The sequence below is a fragment of the Micromonospora sp. NPDC049151 genome (assembly GCF_040648395.1).
Taxonomy (GTDB): Bacteria; Actinomycetota; Actinomycetes; order Mycobacteriales; family Micromonosporaceae; genus Micromonospora.
The window spans coordinates 190,431-212,550 of record NZ_JBEZDP010000008.1 but is presented as its reverse complement, the minus strand read 5'-3'; the positions used below and the strand labels follow the sequence as shown (position 1 = coordinate 212,550).

Here is a 22,120-nt window from a genome sequence, read left to right as displayed (position 1 = left end):
GCGAGATCTTGGTACCAAACGGCCCCCATAGGGGCCCTTTCCTACCAAGATCTCCGCCGCTTCCACTAGGCGGAACGCCAATCTCGCCTAACGAGAGGTCAGTGCAACAACCAGGATCTCCGGCCCGCGCCACCCCACCAAATCCCGCGATCTTGCACTTTCGGACCCCCATGTCGGCATGAATCGGTCACAACAGGGGCCGCAACTGCAAGATCGGCCCAGGGAGGACGGGAGGACGGACGGGAGGACGGGAGGACGGGCCGGAGGACGACGACGGGCCCCGGCCGGAAGGCCGGGGCCCGTCGGGGCGCGCGTTCGGGGTCAGTTGCCGCCGTTTGGCGAGCCGTGGCAGCGCTTGTACTTGCGGCCCGAGCCACACGGGCAGGGCGCGTTACGGGACGGGCCCTCGCCGCCGTCGACCTGGCCGGGAGCGGCCCGCCGGGCGGTGCTGGCGGCCACAGCCTGGCCGCTCGCCCCGGCCGGAGCACGGCGCGGCGTGGCGGCGGCCGGGCGCTCCGAGGACTGCTGGCCGATGCCGAGGGCCGGCGCCTGCTGCTCGGGCCGCTCGATCACCGGGGCGCCCCGGCCGGCCTCGCCGTCCACGGCGGGCGCGGAGTATTGCAGGCCCTGCTGCTGCGGCGCGCGGTTGAGACCCTTCGCCCGGATCTCCACCGGCTTCTCCAGCAGCTGCACCTCCTCGGCATCCGGCTCCGCCTCCTCGACCTGGACGTCCAGGTTGTAGAGGAAGCCGACAGTCTCCTCCTTGATGCCGTCCATCATGGTGGCGAACATGTCGAAGCCCTCGCGCTGGTACTCGATGACCGGGTCGCGCTGGGCGTACGCCCGGAGGCTGATGCCCTCCTGGAGGTAGTCCATCTCGTAGAGGTGCTCGCGCCACTTGCGGTCGATCACCTGGAGCAGGACCATCCGCTCCAGCTGGCGGACCGCCTCCTCGCCGAGGCTCTCCTCACGCCTGTCGTACGCGGCGTGCGCGTCCTCCTTGAGGCGGGCGAGCAGGAAGTCCTGGTCGATGCCGGAGCGGGAGCCGAGCTCCTCCTCCAGCTCGTCGATGGTGATGCCGACCGGGTAGAGCTGCTTGAGGCTGGACCAGAGCTGTTCGAGGTCCCAGTCCTCGGCGTAGCCGTCGCTCGTCGCGCCGACCACGTACGCGGTCACCACGTCGTCGATCATGTTGCGGACCTGGTCGGACAGGTCCTCGCCGTTGAGCACCCGGAGGCGCTCGGCGTAGATCACCTGGCGCTGCTTGTTCAGCACCTCGTCGTACTTGAGGACGTTCTTGCGGATCTCGGCGTTCTGGCCCTCGATCTGGGCCTGGGCGCTCTTGATCTGCCGGGTGACCATCTTCGACTCGATGGGCACGTCCTCGGGGATGTTGAAGCGGTCCATCACCGCCTCGACCGCGCCGGCCCGGAAGCGCTTCATCAGCTCGTCCTGCAGCGACAGGTAGAAGCGGGACTCGCCCGGGTCGCCCTGGCGGCCGGCACGACCGCGCAGCTGGTTGTCGATCCGGCGGGACTCGTGCCGCTCGGTGCCCAGCACGTAGAGCCCACCGGCGGCGGCGACCTCCTCCGCCTCGACGTCGCACGCCTGCTTCCAGGTCGGGAGGATCTCCTCCATCGCCTTGGCGTACTCCTCCGGCTGCTCGACCGGGTCGAGCCCGCGCTGGCGCAGCTCGTTCGCGGCGAGGAACTCGGGGTTGCCGCCGAGCAGGATGTCGGTGCCGCGGCCGGCCATGTTCGTCGCGACGGTGACCGCGCCCTTGCGCCCGGCCTGCGCGACGATCTCCGCCTCCTTGGCGTGGAACTTCGCGTTCAGCACCGAGTGCGGGATGCCGCGGCGGCGCAGCATGTGCGACAGGATCTCGGAGTTCTCCACCGAGACGGTGCCGACCAGCACCGGCTGGCCCTGCTCGTGCCGCTCGGCGATGTCCTCGACGACGGCGTTGAACTTGGCCTTCTCGGTCTTGTAGATGACGTCGGGCCGGTCGAGCCGGACCATCGGCCGGTGCGTCGGGATGGTCACGACGCCGACCTTGTAGACCTTGTTGAACTCGCCCGCCTCGGTCTGGGCGGTACCGGTCATGCCGGAGAGCTTCTCGTAGAGGCGGAAGTAGTTCTGGAGGGTGATGGTGGCCAGCGTCTGGTTCTCCTGCTTAATCTCCACACCCTCCTTGGCCTCGATCGCCTGGTGCATGCCCTCGTTGTAGCGACGGCCGTGCAGGATGCGGCCGGTGAACTCGTCGACGATCAGGACCTCGCCGTCGTTGACGATGTAGTCCTTGTCGCGCTTGTAGAGCTCCTTGGCCTTGATGGCGTTGTTCAGGTAGCCGACCAGCGGGGTGTTCACCGACTCGTAGAGGTTGTCGATGCCCAGGCGGTCCTCCACCTTGGCCACGCCGCGCTCGGTGATGGCGATGGTCCGCTTGGCGTAGTCGACCTCGTAGTCGCCCTCGCCGTCGGTGCCGGGCTGGAGCCGGGCCACCACGGCGGAGAACTCCTGGTACCACCGGGCGGAGTGCTCGGCCGGGCCGGAGATGATCAGCGGGGTACGCGCTTCGTCGATCAGGATCGAGTCGACCTCGTCGACCACGGCGAAGAAGTGGCCGCGCTGGACCAGTTCCTCCTTCGACCAGGCCATGTTGTCGCGCAGGTAGTCGAAGCCGAACTCGTTGTTCGTGCCGTAGGTGATGTCGCACTCGTAGGCCGCGCGGTGCTCGGTGGCGGGCCGGTTGGGCAGCACCACGCCGACGCTCAGGCCGAGGAACTCGTGCACCCGGCCCATCCAGGCGGCGTCGCGCTCCGCCAGGTAGTCGTTCACGGTGATCACGTGCACGCCCTTGCCGGCGAGCGCGTTCAGGTAGACCGGCATGACCGAGGTCAGCGTCTTGCCCTCACCGGTCTTCATCTCGGCGATGTTGCCGAAGTGCAGCGCCGCGCCACCCATCACCTGGACGTCGTAGGGGCGCTGGCCGAGCACCCGCGAGGCGGCCTCCCGGCACACCGCGAACGCCTCGGGCAGCAGGTCGTCGAGGGTCTCGCCGTCCTCGAGGCGCTCCTTGAACTGGTCGGTCATGCCGCGCAGCTCGTCGTCACTGAGGTTGACGTAGTCGTCCTCGATCGAGTTGACGGCGGCCGCGATGGCCTTCAGCCGACGCACCATGCGGCCTTCGCCGGCGCGAAGGACCTTTTCCAGAATCGACACGGATCAACGCTCCCCTAGACGGTCTCGAACCATCGTAGGCGCTCCGACGCGACGATGGTCACTGGTGGCGGCGGTCCGGACTCCGGAAACCGACATAACGCCGCCACCGTGCGCCACCGGCCGCTAATCGGGTTACGCCGTGCGCGAACGATCCGGCACGATGGCTCGAATGGAGCCTGTGGAGATCATCGAGGACGGCCTGCTGCTGCGCCCGTGGCGCGCCGAGGACGCCGACGCGGTGCACCGCGCCTGCCAGGATCCGGACATCCAGCGCTGGACCACCGTACCTCGCCCGTACCTCCCGGAGCACGCGACCGAGTTCGTCACCACGATCAGCGCCACCGCCTGGGCCGAGGGCACCGCCGCGCAGTTCGCGGTCTGCGACGCCGGCACCGGTGAGCTGTTCGCCTCGATCGGCCTGGTCTCCGTCGACCGCGCGCTGGAGTCGGCGGAGGTCGGCTACTGGACCGCGCCGTGGGCCCGGGGCCGGGGCGTCGCGGTCCGCGCCACCCGCGCGCTGGCCCGCTGGGCGTTCGACGCGCTCAAGCTGCGCCGGCTCACCTGGCAGGCCGAGATCGGCAACCACGCCTCCCGGCTGGTCGCGCTGCGCGCCGGCTTCCGGATCGACGGTGAGCTGCGGCTGGCACATCCCAGCCCCGGCGGGCGGGCCGAGGGCTGGATCGGCTCGCTGCTCCCCGGCGAGGTCGCCGCGGCGGGCGAGCCGATCCCCTACGGCCCGGACACGCTCCAGGCTCGCCGGGCCGCCGTCTTCGGCCGGCCGCAGCCGGTCCTGTTCGCCACCGCCGGGAACACCGAGCTGCGGCTGCGCGCGCTGGAGGAACGCGACCTGCCCGAGGTGACGCGCACCTGTCAGGACGAGCAGACCGTCCACTGGACCACGGTGCCGCACCCGTACCGGCCGGAGCACGCCGAGGGCTTCCTGCGCGACGTGGTGCGCCCGGCCTGGGCGCGGGGCACCGCGGTGACGTTCGCCGTGGCCGACCCGGACGACCGCTACGTCGCGTCGATCGACCTGCGCATCATGGCCGGAGACCCGCTGGTGGCCGACGTGGGTTACATGACCGCGCCGCACGCGCGCGGCCGGGGCTACCTGCCGGCCGCGCTCGCCGCGGTGTGCGCCTGGGGCTTCACCACGCTCGGCCTGGCCCGGATCGAGTGGCGCGCGAACGTCGGCAACACCGCCTCCCGGCGGGCCGCCGAGAAGGCCGGCTTCACCGTCGAGGGCACGCTGCGCGGCGGCGTCCAGCACCGCGGCGAGCGGCAGGACGTGTGGATCGGCGGCCTCCTGCCGGGCGACCTGGCGTGACGCCGGAGACGACCGAGGGGTACGGCGTACGGCTGCGGCAGTGCCACCTCGCGGACGTACCGGACATGGTGGCCGGTTGCGCGGATCCGGAGATCCGCCGGTTCATGCCCCTGCTGCCTGACCCGTACGACGCCGACGCCGCCCGGTGGTGGATCACCGAGGGGGCACCGGCGGCGTGGGCGGCGGGCGGCGCCGCGTACACGATCGCCGACCCGGCGACCGACCGGCTGCTCGGCAGCATCGGGCTGACCCGGCTCAGCGCGGAGCGGGCCACGTACGAGATCGGCTACTGGGTGGGACCGGCGGCGCGCGGCCGGGGCGTGGCCACCGCCGCCACCCGGCTGCTGACCGAGCGGGCGTTCACCGCCGGGGCGGCCCGGCTGGAACTGCTCACCCGGACGGAGAACGTGGCGAGCCAGCGCATCGCGCTCGCCTGCGGTTACCGGCACGAGGGCGTACGCCGGGCGGCGGGGGCGGACGGCGACGGCGTACGCCAGGATCTGATCGCCTGGGTGCGGCTGGCCGACGACCCGCCCGGGCCGGTCGCCCGGCTGCTGCCGGACCTGCCGGACGGCCGGCTCACCGACGGCGTCGTGACACTGCGCCCGGTGGAGCCGGCGGACACCGACACGCTGTACCGGCTGCACACGCTGCCGGAGGTGGTGGCCAACCGGGTGCCGCCGGTGGCACCGGAGCGCGCGGCGCTCGCGCGGCGCTGCCGGCTGGCGGCGAGCCGCTGGCTGGCGGGCGAGGCCGCCGACCTGGCGATCCTCGACGCGGCCACCGGCACTGTCGTCGGCGGCTGCGCGCTGTTCTACGACGAGCCGGCCACCGGGCAGGCCATGCTCGGCTACAGCCTGCTGCCCGAGGCGCGCGGGCGCGGGCTGGCGGCCCGCACCGTCCGGCTTGTCGCCGAATGGGCGTTCGGCATCGGGGTGGCCCGGCTCTGGGCCGGTACCCGGCCGGACAACGTCGCCTCGCAGCGGGTCCTGGAACGGGCCGGCTTCCGGCGGGAGGGGCTGCTGCGCGGCCGGCTTCCCGGCCCGGAGGGCATCCGCGTCGACTCGGTGGTCTACGGCCGGTTGGCCACCGACGGGAGCTGAGGACGGGCCCCGTGCGGAGCCCGTCCTGCCCGGTCGAGGGGTCACGTGTCGAGCTGGATGATCCCGTAGTCGTACGCGTGCCGCCGGTAGACCACGCTCGGGCGGCCGGACTCCTTGTCCTGGAACAGGTAGAAGTCGTGGCCGACCAGTTCCATCTGGAACAACGCGTCATCGACGGTCATCGGGTCGGCGGGGTGGACCTTCGCCCGGGCGATGTGCCACGGCTGGTCGTCGTATTCGGCGTAACGGTCCTCGTCGGGACGCTCGGCGACGGCGGTGGCGGCGCCGTGGCCGTCGCGCGCCGCCAGACCGGGCCCGTCGAGGTCGGCCACCGGCAGCCCGGCGGTCGCGGCGGCCACTGAGATCGGCGGCCGTCCCCGGTGCACCCGGCGGCGGTCCGCCGCGCGGCGGAAGCGCGTGTCCAGCTTGGCGATGGCGGCGTCGAGCGCGCTGTAGAAGTCGTTCGTGCAGGCCTCGGCCCGGATCACCGGGCCGCGCGTCACGCACGTGATCTCCACCCGCTGGCAGGTGTCCGCCTGGCGTGGATTGCGCTCGTGGAACAACTCGACGTCCACGCGAATGAGCTTCTGGTCGTAGCGTTCGATCTTCGCGAGCTTCTCGGCTACGTGTACCCGGTAATGGTCCGGCACTTCGACGTTACGGCCCTTGACCACGATGTCCACGTGACCTCCCTTGTTCGGACGGTCGTTCGGTCCGGATCATCCGGTCGACGCACCCGGGAGGGCCCGCTCGGCGTCGACCGGTGTTGTTCGGCTACGCCTCCTTCCAGTGCCGGGGGAAGGTTGGCATCCTCACTACCCCCGACACCGAAACGCTAACTCCTGTTCGGCCACCCGTCACCCCTGGTTGCCGAAGGCGGTCGCGGAATTTAACACCTCATACACCAAGGGGTGAAACGGATGCACGAAGCGTCACCGATGGTGCCGCTTTTGCGTTGCGGCGAGCACCGCCGCGGCCTTTGGCGTCATTCCCGCGCGGTGCAACATCCGGCTCACCACCGCCAGCGTGGCGCCGGTGGTGACGATGTCGTCGAGCAGCACGACAGTGCCGGCCGGCCGGTGTCCGCCCGGCGGACGGCGCAGCCGGAACGCGGCCTCGGCCGCGGCGGCCCGCCCGGCGCTGTCCAGCTCCACCGAGTCGGTCCGGGGCAGCGCGCGCAGCGGGCGCAGCACCCGTACCGGCCACCCGGCCGCGCGCAGCCGGTCCGCCGCCGGCCGGACCAACCGGTCGAGGTGGTCGCCGTAGCGGGCCCGGGCCGCGCGGGCGGTGTCCGGGACCGCCACCAGCGTCACCGGGCCGGGCGGCCCCACCGCCGCCGCGACCACCTCGGCCAGCAGCGCCCCCAGCGGCCGGGCCAGCCCGTGCCGACCCCTCTCCTTGTACGCCAGCAGCCCCTCGCGCAGCGCGCCGCCGTACGGGCCGAGCGCCACGCAGGGCGGAAGGCCGGGCGGGGCCGGATCGGGCCGGGCCGGTGCTGGACGCAACGACTCCAGCTCGCGCACGCAGCCGGAGCAGAAGCCGTGCCGCAGCCGCACCGACGTCGCGCCACAACCGGCGCACCCGGCAGGCAGCACGAGGTCGGTCAGGTCCGACCAGAGCCCGCCCAGGTCACGCACGGGCGGTCAGTAGAGGAAGAACGGCGCGGTCGGGTTTGTCGCCCGGCTTCCCGCCGGAACGTCGAGCACCTGCTCCCGCTTCACGTAGTCGAACGGGTTGTTCCGCCAGGCCGCGCCGTCCGTCTCGAACATGAACGAGAACGCGGCCAGGCCACGGTCACCGCCGCCCGGATACCCGGCGAGCTGGGTCACCGGTGCGCCGATCTCCACCGTCAGCGGGGTCTCCCAGGCGCCGTCGACGCTGAGCTGATGGATCGCCGAACGCCGGTCCGCCTCGTTGCCGGCCAGCGCCAGCTCGTTCTCCGCCACCCAGTCCACCACCGTCACGCCGGTGAGCAGCGTGGTGACCCGGCGGGGCTGTCCGAGGCTGACCACGCCACCGTCGACGCTCACCGCGGCGACGAAGACCGCGCCGCCGGAGGCCAGCACGATCCGGTGCCCGTCGAGTGAGCCGGCGACAGCCGTCACCGGCCCGGGTACCGACAGCGGGATCTCACTCATCCGGCCCACGCCGTCGAACCGGTAGAGCCGGCCGTCGGCCGCCACCAGACCGCCCGGGCGGGTCTTGCTCAGCGACCGCAGCCAGGTGGGACGGCTCATGGCCCGGAACGTCCGGTCGCCGGGGCTGAACACCGCGACCGGTTCCGGGCCGGTGCCCACCTTGAGCCGCCTGCGGTTGTCCGGCCCGGTCACCACAAGCGCGGCGAGCACCTGGTCCTCGGCGCGGGCGAGCGACGCGGAGACGACGTTGCGGTTCTCCGCGGGCGGCAGCGGCGCGGCGGCCCGGGACTCGTTGCCGAACCCGAGGGGACGGACGGCGCCGTCGTAGACGGCGTACCGCATCGGATCCGCGCCGCGGGGATAGGCGGTGACCGAGACGCGTTCCCGCCGCAGGTCGACGGTGAGCCGCTTCTGGTTCTGGATCTTCAGGTCGACCTGGCCGTCCAGGTCCGACAACGACCACGCCAACTGCGTGCCGAGCCGGGTCAGCCGCTGTTCGTTGGCGCCCGGCATGTTGAGGTTGATCTCCCAGTGACCGTCCGCGCCGGTCGCGTTGTTGATCAGCTGGGTGCCGTCCGGCAGCCCGGTCACGGCGGGGGCCAGCCAGTCCGACGGACGGTCGGCCAGCCACTTCATCACCTCGGTGATGCGCCGCTCGGTCGGCGCCGTCGAGAGCAGGTAGCGCTGGTCCGGCACCAGCCGGGTCAGGTCGGTGTTCCAGAAGTAGACGGTGCGGGCGCGGTAGTACTCGCGCACCGCCGAGTCACTGGCCAGCAGGATGTTCGGCAGGTCGGTGATCAGCAGGCCGGTGCCGGGGTCGGCGCGGCGCAGCTCGAAGACGTACTGCGTCTCGCTCGCCACCGGCGGGCCGAGCGTGCCGTCGGCGCGCAGCACGCCCACCTGCTGCACCTTGAGCGTCACGGTGCTGGTGCCCTGGTTGTTCGGCGGCGTGCTCTCCGGCTTCTCCCGCAGCCGCACCACCGTCAACTCGATCTCACTGGTCTGCGGCTTGCCCGGAAGCAGGTCGCGGGCCTCCTCGGCGAGGAACTTCCGGGCCCGGGCGTACGCCTGGTCGCGTTCCCCGGCCGCGGCGGCCCGCAGGTAGTTCTCGATGAACGGCACCGGCTCGTTGCTGTCGGCCGGTTCGGGCGGCCGGGCCGGGCTGCCGTTGAACACCCCGGACTCGGCGGCCGGCACCGAACCGTTCACCTGCACGTCGGTCTCGTCCGGGATGCCGCATCCGGCGAGCGTGACCGGCAGCAGCGCGCCGGTCAGCAACAGGGCCAGGACGCGGCGGTTCACGGCCGCGCCTCCGCGTGGTCGCCGCCGGCCGGTCCGGCGGTCAGTGCCGGCACGCCACCGGGCCCGACAGCGGGCAGGCCGCCGTCACGGGGGCCACCGAACGGCACCGTGGCGTCGGCCGGCACCAGCCGCAGCGGGGAGGTGGTGAGCCGGTCCCCGGCGCGGGCCGGCAGGGTGAGCCGGAACTGCGCGCCCTGCCCCGGCGCTCCCCACGCCTCCAGCCATCCGCCGTGCAGGCGGGCGTCCTCCAGGCTGATCGACAGGCCCAGCCCGGTACCGCCGGTCTGCCGGGCCCGCGACGGGTCGGCCCGCCAGAAGCGGTTGAACACCAGCTTCTCCTCCCCCGGCTTGAGGCCGACGCCGTGGTCCCGCACGGTGATCGCCACCGCGCTCTGGTCCTGGCCCAGGGTGATCCGTACCGGCTTGGCCTCGCCGTGCTCGACCGCGTTGCCGACCAGGTTGCGCAGCACCCGCTCGACGCGGCGCGGGTCGACCTCGGCGATCACCGGAGTGTCCGGCAGGTCCAGCTCGATGGTCACGCCGACCCGCTCGGCCAGCCCGGCCAGCCGCTCGGTCACCCGGTGCACCACCGGCACCAGGTCGGTGGGCTCGCTGTCCAGCACCGCGAAACCGGCGTCGAACCGGCTGATCTCCAGCAGGTCGGTGAGCAGTTCCTCGAACCGGTCCAGCTCGGCCTGGAGCAGCTCGGCGCTGCGGGCCACCGCCGGATCGAACTCGTCGCGCTCGGCGAAGATCAGGTCGGCGGCCATCCGGACCGTGGTCAGCGGCGTCCGCAGCTCGTGCGAGACGTCGGAGGTGAACCGGCGTTGCAGGCGGGACATCTCCTCCAGCCGGAGGATCTGCCGTTGCAGGTTCGTCGCCATCTGGTTGAACGAGGCGGCCAGCAGGGCGAGGTCGTCCTCGCCGGAGACCACCATGCGCTGGTCGAGCAGCCCGGCGGAGAGCCGTTGCGCGGTGCGCGCGGCCACCCGTACCGGCGTCACCACCAGGCGGGTGACCAGGGCGGCCAGCAGGCCGAGCAGGAGCACCAGCGCGACGCCGGTGGCGACCACGGTGGCCCGGGCGTCGGCCGCCGTCGCGTCCTGCCGCGCCAGCGGTACGAGGTAGTAGAGCTCGACCTGCCCGAACTTGGTCGGCACCGGGGAACCGTAGACGAGGTATTTCGTGCGCTCGCCGCCGAGCGAGCCGGTACGGATCTGGTGGGCGACCTTGCCGGAGGCGACGGCGGCCCGCAGCTCGTCACCGATCACCGCGTCCACGGGCACCTCGGGCGTGGTTCGCGGTTCGATGAACTCGGCGAAGTTGTCGGCGGTGATCGCCACCACCACGCCGCTGGTCTGGGTCGGGTCTCCGCCGGCCAGGTAGTTGACCGTGCCGTCGATGGTGTTCTGGAGCTGCGCCTCCTGCGGCTGGCTGTAGAGGTTGAACTGCTTGGCCGCGTACTCCCTGCCGTTGCTCAGCCGCAGTCGCACGTCGGTCTCGGCGTTCTCCAGCAGGATGCTGGTGATCTTGTCGGCGATCAGGTAGGCGAAACCGCCCACCAGCAGGCTCGACGCCACGAGCGTGATGGTGACGACACGGACCTGGAGCGACCGCCGCCACGCCTGGTGCACCGCGGCCGCCAGCCGGGCGGCCCGGCCGGTCAGGGCGAGCCAGAGCGCCCGCACGGCGGGTAGCCGGCGGGGCGCGGAGGGTAGCGGGGTCAACACAGTGCTGACCAGGCTATCCGGTGCCCGCCTTGTAGCCCACGCCTCGCACCGTGAGGATGATTTCGGGTCGCTCCGGATCCGGCTCGATCTTGGCGCGCAGCCGCTGCACGTGCACGTTGACCAGGCGGGTGTCCGCCGCGTGGCGGTAGCCCCAGACCTGCTCCAGCAGCACCTCACGGGTGAAGACCTGGCGCGGCTTGCGGGCGAGCGCGACAAGCAGGTCGAACTCCAGCGGCGTCAGCTTCACCTCCTCGCCGTCGCGGCTGACCGTGTGGGCCGGCACGTCGATGGTGATCTGGTTGCCGGGCGGGCCGATGGTCAGCATCTCCGGCGCCACGTCCTCGCCCCGGCGCAGCCGGGCCCGCATCCGGGCCACCAGCTCCTTGGGCTTGAACGGCTTGACCACGTAGTCGTCGGCGCCGGACTCCAGCCCGAGCACGACGTCGACGGTGTCGCTCTTGGCGGTCAGCATCACGATCGGCACGCCGGACTCGCCCCGGATGGCGCGGGCCACGTCGATGCCGCTCATGCCCGGCAGCATCAGGTCGAGCAGGACGATGTCGGGTCGGTTGTCGCGGAAGGCGGCCAGCGCCCGTTCGCCGTCCGCGACGAAGGACGGCACGAAGCCCTCGCTGCGCAGCACGATGCCGAGCATCTCGGCGAGGGCGGGGTCGTCGTCGACCACGAGTACCCGGGCTCTCATGGGGTTTATCGTTCCATCCCCGTTCGTCTGGAGTGTTCGGCGTCTCCACGGAACCGTAGCGCCGAGCGGCCCCACGCACCACAGCAGTCGGCGTGGCCGCCCAGCGTGGCGTGCCGGGGTGGTCGGGTCCACCGGATGCGGACCCGCCGTGCAACCATGATCCCCCGGGCGTCGCCCCGCCCGCCACCTCCGCTCCCCCGCCCAGGAGTACGCGTGCCCGACGCCGGCCCGACCGCGGTGCTGCCGCGCCGTCCGCTGACCGTCGGCGAGCTGCTCGACGCGGCGGTGCTGCTGCTGCGCGACCAGGCGCGGGTGCTCGTCCCCCTCGCCCTCCTGCTGGCCCTCGCCGAACAGGCGGTGCTCCACCCGCTGCGGATGCTGGTCGCGGCCGAACCGCCGGCCTGGTGGCCGGCGGAGATCGGCGACACCCTTCCGGGTACTGGCTGCTGCTGGCGGCCGGCGCCGGCACCGAAGCCGCGATCATCGCGCTGCTCGGCGCCCCGGCCGCACGCGGTGCCGGCGCGGCGCTGCTGGGCCGCCGTTCCGCGCCGTCGGAGCTGCTGCGCGGCGCCCGGCCGGGCGCGACGCTGCCGGCCGCCGTCCTGGTCGGGCTGACCGTCACCGCCGCCGCGCTGACCGGGCCGGGCTGGTTCCTGGCGTACGCGCTGCTCGGCCTGGTGGTGCCGGTGCTGGTGCTGGACGGGGTGCCGGCGCACCGGGCGCCGTGGCGGGCGGTACGCCTCGCCGGCCGGGTCGGCGCGCGGGCCGCCGCGATCCGGCTGCTGGGCTACCTGGGCTGGTGGCTGATCCGGCTCGGCATCGGGCTGGGCGTCTACTACGGGCTGGGCATGCTGGGTCTGTTCGACGTCTCGGCCTGGGCGCTGCCGGTGACGATCGCCGCCTTCACCGCCGTGAACGCGCTGGCGTACTCGGCGCTCGCCTGCCTGGACGCGGTGCTCCACCTGGAGACCCGGATCCGCACCGAAGGGCTGGACATCCGGCTCTCCCGCGCGCCCGCCGGCGTGCCCGAGCCCGCCCTGCTGGCGGCATACCGGTGAGCCGGTGGTGGACCGAGACGGTGGCGGCCCTCGGTGACGTGGTGCCGCTGCCGCTGGCCGCGCTGATCCTGCTGGGCGTCGCGCTGCTGGTGGCGCTGGCCTGGTACTTCTTCCCCGCCTGGGTGCCCCGCCGGCTGCCCCGGTTCCGGTTCCCCCGCCTGCGGTGGCCACGCCTGCCCCGGCTGAGGTGGCCCCGGTTCCGGCGTCCTCGCCGGTCCCGCGACGACGACCCGCCGCCCGTGCGCCTGCCCGCGCCCCGGCTGCCGGAACCGGCCGGGCCCGGGCTGGCCGACCGGCTGGCGGCCGAGGGCCGGTACGCGGAGGCGGTCCGGGAGCGGCTGCGCGAGATGGTCCGGCTCCTGGTCGTGCGGCAGGTGGTGGAGCCCCGCCCCGGGCTCACAGTCGTCGAGCTGACCGAGGCGGCGGCCCGTGCCCGGCCGAGGGTCCGGCCCACGCTGCACGAGGCCGGGGCGATCTTCTCCGACCTCTGGTACGCCCAGCGCCCCGCCACCGCCGCGCACGACCGGCGGATGCGTGATCTCGCCGCCGACCTGAGTCGCGAGCTGACCGGGGAGGAGCCGCGGTGACCGCCACCGTCGAACGGGAGACCACGACGGCGGCCACGACTGCGCCGCGCCGGCGGCCGTACCGGTTGCTCGTCCCGCTCGGGCTGGCGGTGCTGCTGATCGTGACCACGCTCGTGCTGCGCGCGGTCGACCGGCCCGACGCGGACGAGCCCGGTTTCCTGTCCCCGGTCGCCACCGACGGCGACGGCGCCAGCCGGCTCGCGGAAGCACTGCGTACGCAGGGCGTGCCGGTACGCCGGGAGACGGATCTGACAGCGGCGCTGCGTACCGCCCGCGCCGAGCCGAGCACGCTGTTCGTGCCCGCGCCCGGGCTCGTGCACCCGGACCTGCTCGACGGCCTGACCACCCTCCCGCCGGGCAGCCGGCTGGTGCTGGTCGAGCCGTCCCGGCGGGTGCTCGCCGAACTGGACGTCCCGGTCGAGCCGGCCGGCGTTCGCTGGGCCGCGCGGGCGGTGCCGCCGGACGCGGACGGCACGCCGTGCCGGCTGCCCGAGGCGGTCCGGGCCGGTGTCGCCGCGATCGACCTCCAGCGTTACGCCGGACCGGCCGAGGTCGACCACTGCTACGGCGGCGCGCTGCTGCGCGTCCCCGGGCGGGTCGAGGTGGTGCTGGCCGGCGCCAGTGACCCGTTCCGCAACGAGCGGATCGGCGAGTGGAGCAACGAGGCGCTCGCCACCGGCCTGCTCGGCGGCGACCGCCCGCTGGTCTGGCTCGACCTGCCCGAGCCGGTACCGGCGCCGACCCGCCCGAGCTGGTCCCCGGCACCGTTCACCGAGCAGCCCGCGCCGGCCGGCAGCGGCCGGTCGGAACGACCCGATCCGCCCGACCGAGCCGACCGGTCGTGGGAGAACCCGCTCTGGGGCGCCTTCCCGCAGTGGTTCTGGGCCGTCCTGGTGCAGCTCGCCCTGGCCGGGCTGCTCGTGGTGCTGTGGCGGGCCCGCCGGCACGGGCCGCCGGTGTCGGAGCCGCTGCCGGTGACCGTCCGCTCCGCCGAGACGGTGCGCGGCCGGGCTCGGCTCTACCGCCGGGCGGGCGCCCGGGACACCGTCGCCGGGACGTTGCGCGCCGCCGCGCTGGACCGGCTGACGACCCGGCTCAACCTGCCCCCTGGGACACCCGACGACGAGGTGGCCGCCCGGGTCGCCGAGCGCGCCGGCGCCGACCCGGAACGGGTGGCCGACCTGCTCCACGGCCCGGCCCCGGCCAACGACCGCGAGCTGCTGGAGCTGGCCCGCGAACTGGACGCCCTGACCCGTACCCTGGCCCCGCATCCGAGCGAAGGAGACCCCCGGTGACCGGACCCGTCACGACCACCGCCCCGTCCGGCGCCCGCGCCGCCCTGCACCGCCTGCGGGCCGAGGTGGCGAAGGCCGTCGTCGGGCAGGACGCCGTGGTCACCGGCCTGGTGATCGCGTTGCTCTGCCGGGGGCACGTGCTGCTGGAGGGCGTACCGGGGGTGGCCAAGACGCTGCTGGTGCGGACCCTGGCCGCCGCGCTCGACCTGGACGCCAAGCGGGTGCAGTTCACCCCCGACCTGATGCCCGGCGACGTCACCGGCTCGCTGATCTTCGACCAGCGCACCGCCGCCTTCACGTTCCGGGAGGGGCCGGTCTTCACCAACCTGCTGCTCGCCGACGAGATCAACCGCACCCCGCCCAAGACGCAGTCGGCGCTGCTGGAGGTGATGGAGGAACGGCAGGTCTCCGTCGAGGGCGAGCGCCGTCCGCTGCCGGACCCGTTCATCGTCGCGGCCACCCAGAACCCCGTCGAGTACGAGGGCACCTACCCGCTCCCCGAGGCGCAGCTGGACCGCTTCCTGCTGAAGCTGACAGTGCCACTGCCGGAGCGGGAGGAGGAGCTGGGCGTGCTGCGCGCGCACCACGCCGGGTTCGACCCGCGCGACCTGGGCGCGGCGGGCGTACGCCCGGTGGCCGGCGTGGCGGACCTGGCCGCCGCCCGGGCCGAGGTGCGGAACGTGCACGTGGCCGAACCGGTGCTCGGCTACATCGTGGACCTGTGCCGGGGCACCCGCTCCGCGCCCGCGCTGGAGCTGGGCGCGTCCCCGCGAGGCGCGACCGCGCTGCTGAACACGGCCAAGGCGTGGTCCTGGCTGGCCGGCCGCGACCACGTCACGCCGGACGACGTCAAGGCGGTCGCCCGGCCCACGCTGCGGCACCGGCTGCGTCCTCGCCCGGAGGCCGAGCTGGAGGGCGTGACCGTGGACGCGGTGCTGGAGTCGGTGCTGGCCACCGTGCCGACGCCGCGATGACCTGGCGGGCGGGTCTGCTGCTCGGCGCGGGCGCGCTGACGCTGCCGTTCTGGCCGGCGCCGTTCCTCGGCGTCGCCGTGCTGACCGCCGTGGTGCTGCTGCTGGTGCTGCTCGACCGGGCGTTGGCGGTCCCGCCGGACGCGCTGGTCGTGACCCGTTCCGGGGAGCGGACGGTCCGCCTCGGCGGCACCGCCACCGTCTCGCTGCACCTGGCCAACCCGACCGACCGCACGCTGCACGCCCAGGTGCGCGACGCCTGGGTGCCGTCGGCCGGGGCTCGCCCGGACGTGCCGCCGGACCGCCTGCTCACCGTGCCGCCCGGTGACGCCGCCACGCTGCCGGTCCGGCTCACCCCGACCCGGCGCGGCGACCGGCGGGCGGTGGCGCTGACCGTACGCTCGCTCGGGCCGATGCGCCTGGGTGCCCGGCAGCGCGCCGGGCGCCCGGCCACCCCACAGTGGACGCTGCGGGTGCTGCCCCGCTTCGACTCCCGCCGGCACCTGCCGGAGAAGCTGGCCCGGCTGCGGGTCATCGACGGGGTGCAGGTGACCCGGGGGCGCGGTCACGGCACCGAGTTCGACACGTTGCGCGAGTACGCGGTGGGCGACGACGTCCGCTCGATCGACTGGCGGGGCAGCGCCCGCCGCGCCGACGTGCTGGTGCGCACCTGGCGCCCGGAGCGGGACCGGCGCCTGGTCTGCGTGCTGGACACCGGCCGCACGTCGGCGGTACGCCTCGGCGACGAGCCCCGGCTGGACACCGCCATCGACGCGGCGCTGCTGCTCACCGCGCTCGCCGCCCGCGCGGGTGACCGGGTGGACCTGCTGGCGGCGGACACCGAGATCCGGGCCCGGGTCACCGGCAGCGGCCGCCCGGCGCTGCTCGCCCGGCTGGTCGACGCGGTGGCACCGTTGCAGCCCGCGCTGGCCGAGACCGACTTCGAGCTGATCGCCGCCGAGGTGCTGCGCCGGGAACGGCAGCGCAGCCTGGTGGTGCTGTTCACCGCGCTGGAGGCGGGCGCGATCGGTGACGGGCTGTTGCCGGTGCTGCCCCGGCTGGCCACCCGGCACCGGGTGGTGCTGGCCGCCGCCAGCGACCCGGTGCTGACCGGGCTCGCCACCGCCACCCCGGCCGGCCCGGACGACCCGTACGCGGCCGCGTCGGCGTGGCGGGCGCTGGCCGAGCGGGACCGGGTACGCGCCGCCCTGTCGCGCTACGGCGTGACGGTGGTGGACGTGCCCGCACACCGGCTGGCCCCGGCCGTCGCCGACACCTATCTGCGGCTCAAGTCCCTCGGCCAGCTCTGACCGCACGCCGGCCGAGCACCAGCGCGTACGCCAGGAAGGCCAGCCACACCGCGGCACCGGCCGCCACCCGCAGCACGACCGGCACCGGCGCCGGGGTGACGAACGCCTCGATCAGCGCGGAGACCGCGAACATGCCGACCAGACCGGCCGCGACCACGACGGCGAGCTTTCCCGCCTCGGCGACCGCCGGGCCGCGGCCGAGGTGCGCGGGCGGGGCGATCCAGGCCCAGGCGGTACGCAGTCCGACCCCGGCGGCGACGAAGATGCCGGTCAGCTCCAGCAGCCCGTGCGGGGTGATCATGCCGAAGAAGACGTCCGCCCGGCCGTAGGAGACCATCACGCCGCCGACCACGCCGATGTTCAGCGCGTTCTGCCACAGCAGCCAGAACACCGGCACCACGAGCACACCGGCGGCCAGGCACTGGGCCGCCAGCCACGCGTTGTGCGTCCACAGGTGGAACGCGAAGGTAGGCGCGGCGTACTCGCTGTAGTAGCCGGCGAAGCCGGAGTCGACGAGTTCCCGGGCGGCCTGCTCGCCGATGAACGCGGCGGCGGTGTCCGGGTTGGCGGCGACGAACCAGATGAGGAAGGCGGTCAGGGCGCTGAACGCGGTGGCCACGCCGCACCACCAGGGCCAGGCCCGGTAGAGCGCGGCGGGCAGGTCGGCGGCCAGGAACCGGCCCACTGCCGTCCAGGACAGCCGGGGGCGGCCGGTGACCCGCGCCCGGGCCGCGAGGACGAGGTGGGACAGGCGGTTCACCAGCGCGGGCTCGGGGGCCCGGGCGCGCAGCGCGGACAGGTGCGTGGCGCTGCGCTGGTAGAGCGCGACCAGCTCGTCGACCTCGGCCGCGTCGAGGCGACGCCGCCCGGTCAGGTGTTCCAGCCGCCGCCATTCGGCGTTGTGCTCGGCCACGTACGCGTCGAGATCCACTCACCCTCCCCCGTCCGGCGTCCATGGTGTTCACTGTCGGGGTGCGCGCGCAACCTCCCCCACCGCCCCGGTGGGCCGACGCCGGTCTGGTCAGCGGCGAGGCGGTGGAGCTGGACATCCGGGCGGCCCGGCTGGGCTCCCGGGTGCTCGCCCTGCTGATCGACGCGGTGATCCAGCTCGTGCTGGCACTGCTGCTCGGGACGGTGCTGACGGTGGTGGCGCTCGCCCTGCTCGGTGACGTCCTCGACGCCGCGCTGGCCGGCGCGCTCCAGACCGTGCTGCTGGTGCTGGTCCTGCTCGGCTATCCGGTGGTGATGGAGCGCTTCGCCGGTGGCCGGACGGTGGGCAAACTGGCCGTGGGGCTGCGGGTGGTACGGGCCGACGGCGGCCCGGTCGGTGTGGGCCAGTCGCTGACCCGGGCGCTCGTCGGTGTCGCGGTGGAGTGGCCCGGCCTGGTGCTGCCGCTGTTGAGCTGGGTCGCCGGCGTCACGGTGATGCTCACCGACCCGCGTGGTCGCCGGCTGGGCGACCTGGTCGCCGGCACGCTCGTGGTGCACACCCGTGGCGCCGGAATGTGGCGGCCGCTGCCGCCGGCACCCCCGCCGCTGCTGGCCTGGGCGGCCACGCTCGACCTGACCCGGTTCGACGACGGGCTGGCGCTTGCCGTCCGGCAGTACCTGGACCGGTTGCCCCAGCTCGCCGAGCCGGACCGGTCCCGGCTGGGCCGGGCGCTGTGGGCCGAGGTCGCGACGGTCACCTCACCGCCTCCGCCCTGGGCGGCGCAGGACTGGGTCTACCTGTCCGCCGTGCTGGCCGAGCGGGGGCGCCGGGCCGCGCTGCGGTTGGGCCGCGCCCGGACGGTCACCGCCACGCTCTGGCCGGAGCTGGTCCCGGCGCAGGCGGGCGTACCGCACCCGGCCGCGCCGGCCGCCGGGTTACGGCCCGCCGCGCCGGAGGCCGCACCCGGTCCGGTACGCCGCTGAGCCGCGCTCAGGCGAACAGCTCCCGCCCCCACCAGTCGGCCGCGTCGCGGACGCCCGGCGGGCAGGCGAACAGGCCACTGGAGACGTGCCGCAGGTACTCGTTCATCGCGTCGTTGCGGGCCAGCCGGGTCTGGACGGGCACGAACTGCCGGCGCGGGTCCCGCTGGTAGGCGATGAAGAACAGACCGGCGTCGAGCCGGCCCAGCCCGTCCGAGCCGTCCACGAAGTTGTAGCCGCGGCGCAGCAGGCGGGCGCCGTTGTTCGCATCCGGGTGAGCAAGCCGTACGTGCGCGGTGGCCGCGATGAGCGGCTCGCCGTCGTCGCCCTTCGCGGCGAAGTCCGGCTCGTCGAACTCGTCGCGCCGGCCCAGTGGCGCGCCGCTGCCCTTGGTCCGGCCGACGATCATCTCCTGCTCGGCCAGCGGGCTGCGGTCCCATGTCTCGATGAGCATCCGGATCTTCCGGGTGACCAGGTAGGAGCCGCCGGTCATCCAGTCCGGGCCGTCGCCGGGCTGCACCCAGAGCTGGTCGCGCAGCAGGCCGGCGTCCTCGGCCTTGAGATTGGCGGTGCCGTCCTTGAAGCCGAACAGGTTGCGCGGCGTGGCCTGGTCCCGCGACGTCGACGAGGTACGCCCGAAGCCGAGCTGCGACCAGCGCACGCTCACCACGCCCATGCCGATGCGGGCCAGGTTGCGGATGGCGTGCACCGCCACCTGCGGGTCGTTGGCGCAGGCCTGCACGCAGAGGTCACCGCCGGACAGCTCCGGCCGCAGCGCGTCCCCGGCGAAGTGCGGCAGGTCGGCCAGCGCGGCCGGACGGCGGGCGGCGATGCCGAAGCGGTCCCGGCCCTGCGCGTCGCGGAACAGCGTCGCCCCGAAGCCCACGGTGAGGGTGAGCTGCGACGGGGGCAGTCCGAGCGCCTCACCGGTGTCGTCCGGCGGGGCCTCGGGCATGCCGCCGACCGCGCCGATCACCCCGGCGTCCTTGCCGGCGGTCATCCGGGCCCCGGCGGCGGTCCACTCCTGGAGCATCGCGACGAGCCGGTCCCGGTCCTTCGTGACCACGTCGAACGCGACGAAGTGCAGCCGGTCCTGTGCCGGGGTGGTGATGCCGGCCTGGTGCTCGCCGAGGAACGGCACGGAACCGGCGGCCGATCCGGTGGCGGACGCCTCGTTCCCGCCGGCGAGCAGAGCGCCCGCGCCGCCCGCCACCCCGGCGACCCCGGCCACACCGACGCCGGCCAGTGTCATCGCCCGGCGCCGGGACAGGCCACGGCCGCTCCGCTCGCTGTTCGGCTCGCTCGACGCGTCGCCGCCGGCCGGACCGGTCATCGCGCGACTGCCGCCGCGACCTTGCTGACCGGCTCGGCCAGCGCGTTCACCGCGTCCGACAGCTCCTTCAGCTCAGCCTTGCCGAGCTGCGTGTGCAGCTTCCAGCCGTCGCCGGCCCGGTGCCTGCCGAGCGTCGCCTCCACGTTCGCGAACTCGCCGTCGAGCTGCTTGACCAGGTCGGGCGCGCGCTGCTCCAGCGCCGGGCGCAGTGCGGCGATGGCCGCCTTCGAGCCCTCCAGGTTGGCGTTGAAGTCCCACAGGTCGGTGTGCGAGTAGCGCTCCTCCTCGCCGGTGATCTTGCCGCTGGCGACCTCGTCGAGCAGCGCCTTGGCACCGTTGGCGAGCTGGAGCGGGGTGAGCTTCTCGGCGTCGGCCTTGGCGACGATCGCCTTGACGTCGGCCAGGAGCCGGTCGGCGATCGGCCCGTCCTTGCTGACGTCGCCGGTGGTCCAGAGGTCCTTCTCGATCCGGTGGAAGCCGGTGAACTCCATGCCCTCCTCGACCACCTCCTCGCGGCCGTCGATCTTCGGGTCGAGGTCGCCGAAGCTCTCCGCGACCGGCTCGATCCGCTCCCAGTAGGTGCGGGCCACCGGGTACAGCGCCTTGGCCTTCGCCACGTCGTTCGCCTTGACCGCCGCCACGAACTCCTCGGTCTTCGTCAGCAGCGCGGCGGTCTGGCTGCGCACGTACCGCTGGTAGCTCTCGGTGGCCTGGGTGAGCGCGGCGTCGGGTGCGACGGTCGCGGCGGTGCCGGAGACCTTCAGCGCGCCCCGGATGCCCCGGCCGCTCATGCCCGGCTTGCAGGCCGTCTCGTACGTGCCGGCGGCCAGCTCGACCCGCAGCTCACGGCTGAGCCCGGGGGCGATGTTCTCCACCTCGCCCATCACCCGGTCACCGGCGGCGTAGACGTAGAACTCGTTGACCTTGGAACCGCTGTTCGTCACCTTGAAGGTGACCTGACCGGCGTCGATCTCGGTGTCGCCGACCTCGCAGGCGGTGTCGGTGGCCTTGACGGCGATCGGCCCGCCGTTCGTGGCGTCGGCGTCGTCACCGCCGCACCCGGCCAGGCCGGCGACGGCGAGCAGCCCGGCGGCGGCGGGCGCGACGAGTCGAGTGGTACGCATGGCGCGGGGTCTCCTCGGAAGGGGCGGGTCAGGCGCGGGATGACGGGACGGCGGCCACGTCGGCCGCAACCGGCTCGACGGGCTGAGCGGGCTCGACGGGCTGAGCGGGCTTGACCGGCCGGCCCGGCTTGCGCAGGAACAGCGCGAGCACCGGCACCGCGTACGCGACCCAGGCGATCAGCTCCAGCACCGTCGGCGCGGCCGTGACGTTGAACATGCCGGCGAGCAGCGCGCCGTACCAGGAACTCGGGTCGAGCGTGCCCGAAATGTCGAACGCCAGGTCGTTCAGGCCGGGCAGCACGCCCGCCTCCTGGAAGTCGTGCACGCCGTACTTGAGGATGCCGGCGGCGACCAGGATGAGCAGCGCGCCGGTCCAGGTGAAGAACCGGCTCAGGTTGATCCGTACCGCGCTGCGGTAGAGCAGGAATCCGATCACGACGGCGGTGGCGATGCCGCCGGCCAGGGCGAGCAGCGCGCCGGGCCCGGTGCCGCCGGCCGCACTCTCGGCGGCCGCGTAGAAGATCAGCGCGGTCTCCAGGCCCTCGCGGATCACGGCGAGGAACGCCATGCCGGCGACGGCCAGGGAGCCGACCGCGAGCGCGTCGGTGAGCTTGCCGCGCAGCTCACCGGCGATGGTGCGGGCGGCCCGGCGCATCCAGAAGATCATCCAGGTCACGAAGACCACGGCGGCGACCGAGGTGACCGCCTCGAACAGCTCGCGCGACTCGGAGGTGCGCAGCAGCGAGGTGGAGGTGTACTGGATCAGGGAGCCGAAGACGACGGAGAGCGCCACGGCCAGGCCGACGCCGGCCCACACCTGCGGCAGCCGGTCCCGGCGCTGCGACTTGACCAGGAAGGCGACGAGGATGCTGACCACGAGTGTCGCTTCCAGGCCCTCACGCAGGCCGATCAGGTACGTGGCGAACATGGGAACTCCGTAGTCAGGCTTGCCTCAGTTAACTTAGGGCAGCCATACCTTGCTCCTCTTCCCAGCAAACGTCAAGCT

The 22,120-nt window shown here is 73.7% G+C and carries 18 protein-coding genes; 8 read left to right on the top strand and 10 right to left on the bottom strand.

Features of this window, described 5'->3' with window-relative positions; all coding sequences use genetic code 11:
* Positions 1-321: 321 nt before the first annotated feature.
* Positions 322-3,222, bottom strand: a complete 2,901-nt coding sequence (secA, locus tag AB0B20_RS12520; protein ID WP_357387891.1) for a preprotein translocase subunit SecA — start codon at positions 3,220-3,222, stop codon at positions 322-324.
* Positions 3,223-3,391: 169 nt separating this feature from the next.
* Here secA and AB0B20_RS12515 point away from each other — a divergent pair, with 169 nt between their 5' ends.
* Together AB0B20_RS12515 and AB0B20_RS12510 are read left to right on the top strand one after the other, a co-directional pair.
* Positions 3,392-4,549 carry a GNAT family N-acetyltransferase gene (locus tag AB0B20_RS12515; RefSeq protein WP_357387893.1) on the top strand — a complete coding sequence of 386 codons (1,158 nt, stop codon included), beginning with the start codon at positions 3,392-3,394 and terminating at the stop codon, positions 4,547-4,549.
* Positions 4,546-5,652, top strand: a complete 1,107-nt coding sequence (locus AB0B20_RS12510) for a GNAT family N-acetyltransferase (protein ID WP_357470293.1) — start codon at positions 4,546-4,548, stop codon at positions 5,650-5,652. The genes AB0B20_RS12515 and AB0B20_RS12510 overlap by 4 nt, the downstream gene beginning before the upstream one ends.
* Positions 5,653-5,693: 41 nt before the next feature.
* Here AB0B20_RS12510 and raiA read toward each other — a convergent pair whose 3' ends face one another.
* From raiA to mtrA, 5 genes are all read right to left on the bottom strand, one after another.
* Entirely contained in the window at positions 5,694-6,335 is a 642-nt protein-coding gene (raiA, locus tag AB0B20_RS12505; protein ID WP_357387897.1) for a ribosome-associated translation inhibitor RaiA, read from the bottom strand.
* A gap of 249 nt (positions 6,336-6,584) precedes the next feature.
* On the bottom strand, positions 6,585-7,289 hold the full coding sequence (locus tag AB0B20_RS12500; protein WP_357387898.1) for a ComF family protein: 705 nt from the start codon (positions 7,287-7,289) through the stop codon (positions 6,585-6,587).
* A 6-nt stretch (positions 7,290-7,295) separates the two neighbouring features.
* The gene (locus AB0B20_RS12495; RefSeq protein WP_357387900.1) at positions 7,296-9,092 is read right to left on the bottom strand and encodes a hypothetical protein; all 1,797 of its coding nucleotides are present in this window, start codon (positions 9,090-9,092) and stop codon (positions 7,296-7,298) included.
* On the bottom strand, positions 9,089-10,822 hold the full coding sequence (mtrB, locus tag AB0B20_RS12490; protein ID WP_357387902.1) for an MtrAB system histidine kinase MtrB: 1,734 nt from the start codon (positions 10,820-10,822) through the stop codon (positions 9,089-9,091). The genes AB0B20_RS12495 and mtrB overlap by 4 nt, the downstream gene beginning before the upstream one ends.
* 13 nt (positions 10,823-10,835) lie before the next feature.
* Positions 10,836-11,525 carry an MtrAB system response regulator MtrA gene (gene mtrA, locus AB0B20_RS12485; protein ID WP_013284210.1) on the bottom strand — a complete coding sequence of 230 codons (690 nt, stop codon included), beginning with the start codon at positions 11,523-11,525 and terminating at the stop codon, positions 10,836-10,838.
* A gap of 404 nt (positions 11,526-11,929) precedes the next feature.
* Between mtrA and AB0B20_RS12480 the strand changes: the two genes are divergently transcribed.
* The 5 genes from AB0B20_RS12480 to AB0B20_RS12460 are packed head-to-tail and all read left to right on the top strand — an operon-like array spanning position 11,930 to position 16,746.
* Positions 11,930-12,583 (top strand): hypothetical protein, encoded by a 654-nt coding sequence (locus tag AB0B20_RS12480; protein WP_357470288.1) that lies wholly within the window; start codon positions 11,930-11,932, stop codon positions 12,581-12,583.
* Positions 12,580-13,170: a DUF4129 domain-containing protein gene (locus tag AB0B20_RS12475; protein WP_357387906.1), complete on the top strand. Its 591-nt coding sequence runs from the start codon at positions 12,580-12,582 to the stop codon at positions 13,168-13,170. The genes AB0B20_RS12480 and AB0B20_RS12475 overlap by 4 nt, the downstream gene beginning before the upstream one ends.
* A complete protein-coding gene (locus AB0B20_RS12470) occupies positions 13,167-14,465 on the top strand; it encodes a DUF4350 domain-containing protein (RefSeq protein ID WP_357470285.1) in 1,299 nt (432 codons plus the stop codon). The genes AB0B20_RS12475 and AB0B20_RS12470 overlap by 4 nt, the downstream gene beginning before the upstream one ends.
* Entirely contained in the window at positions 14,462-15,439 is a 978-nt protein-coding gene (locus AB0B20_RS12465; RefSeq protein ID WP_357387910.1) for a MoxR family ATPase, read from the top strand. The genes AB0B20_RS12470 and AB0B20_RS12465 overlap by 4 nt, the downstream gene beginning before the upstream one ends.
* Positions 15,436-16,746: a DUF58 domain-containing protein gene (locus tag AB0B20_RS12460; RefSeq protein ID WP_357470282.1), complete on the top strand. Its 1,311-nt coding sequence runs from the start codon at positions 15,436-15,438 to the stop codon at positions 16,744-16,746. The genes AB0B20_RS12465 and AB0B20_RS12460 overlap by 4 nt, the downstream gene beginning before the upstream one ends.
* Here AB0B20_RS12460 and AB0B20_RS12455 read toward each other — a convergent pair.
* Entirely contained in the window at positions 16,724-17,677 is a 954-nt protein-coding gene (locus tag AB0B20_RS12455) for a stage II sporulation protein M (protein ID WP_357387914.1), read from the bottom strand. The two genes, AB0B20_RS12460 and AB0B20_RS12455, sit on opposite strands and share 23 nt — an antisense overlap.
* Positions 17,678-17,718: 41 nt before the next feature.
* Here AB0B20_RS12455 and AB0B20_RS12450 point away from each other — a divergent pair, with 41 nt between their 5' ends.
* The gene (locus AB0B20_RS12450; RefSeq protein WP_357387916.1) at positions 17,719-18,660 is read left to right on the top strand and encodes an RDD family protein; all 942 of its coding nucleotides are present in this window, start codon (positions 17,719-17,721) and stop codon (positions 18,658-18,660) included.
* A gap of 7 nt (positions 18,661-18,667) precedes the next feature.
* Here AB0B20_RS12450 and efeB read toward each other — a convergent pair whose 3' ends face one another.
* From efeB to efeU, 3 genes are read right to left on the bottom strand one after another with little or no spacing between them, the layout of a single operon-like run.
* A complete protein-coding gene (gene efeB / locus AB0B20_RS12445) occupies positions 18,668-19,990 on the bottom strand; it encodes an iron uptake transporter deferrochelatase/peroxidase subunit (RefSeq protein ID WP_357387918.1) in 1,323 nt (440 codons plus the stop codon).
* A complete protein-coding gene (gene efeO / locus AB0B20_RS12440; RefSeq protein WP_357387920.1) occupies positions 19,987-21,114 on the bottom strand; it encodes an iron uptake system protein EfeO in 1,128 nt (375 codons plus the stop codon). The genes efeB and efeO overlap by 4 nt, the downstream gene beginning before the upstream one ends.
* A gap of 28 nt (positions 21,115-21,142) precedes the next feature.
* Positions 21,143-22,042: an iron uptake transporter permease EfeU gene (gene efeU / locus AB0B20_RS12435; protein WP_357387922.1), complete on the bottom strand. Its 900-nt coding sequence runs from the start codon at positions 22,040-22,042 to the stop codon at positions 21,143-21,145.
* Positions 22,043-22,120: the final 78 nt, after the last annotated feature.

Excerpts from the sequence above, each read along its gene's own strand:
- AB0B20_RS12515 (WP_357387893.1), top strand. The coding sequence starts at position 3,392 with ATGGAGCCTGTGGAGATCATCGAGGACGGCCTGCTGCTGCGCCCGTGG.
- mtrA (WP_013284210.1), bottom strand. The coding sequence starts at position 11,525 with ATGAGAGCCCGGGTACTCGTGGTCGACGACGACCCCGCCCTCGCCGAG.
- AB0B20_RS12460 (WP_357470282.1), top strand. The coding sequence starts at position 15,436 with ATGACCTGGCGGGCGGGTCTGCTGCTCGGCGCGGGCGCGCTGACGCTG.
- efeB (WP_357387918.1), bottom strand. The coding sequence starts at position 19,990 with ATGACCGGTCCGGCCGGCGGCGACGCGTCGAGCGAGCCGAACAGCGAG.
- efeO (WP_357387920.1), bottom strand. The coding sequence starts at position 21,114 with ATGCGTACCACTCGACTCGTCGCGCCCGCCGCCGCCGGGCTGCTCGCC.
- efeU (WP_357387922.1), bottom strand. The coding sequence starts at position 22,042 with ATGTTCGCCACGTACCTGATCGGCCTGCGTGAGGGCCTGGAAGCGACA.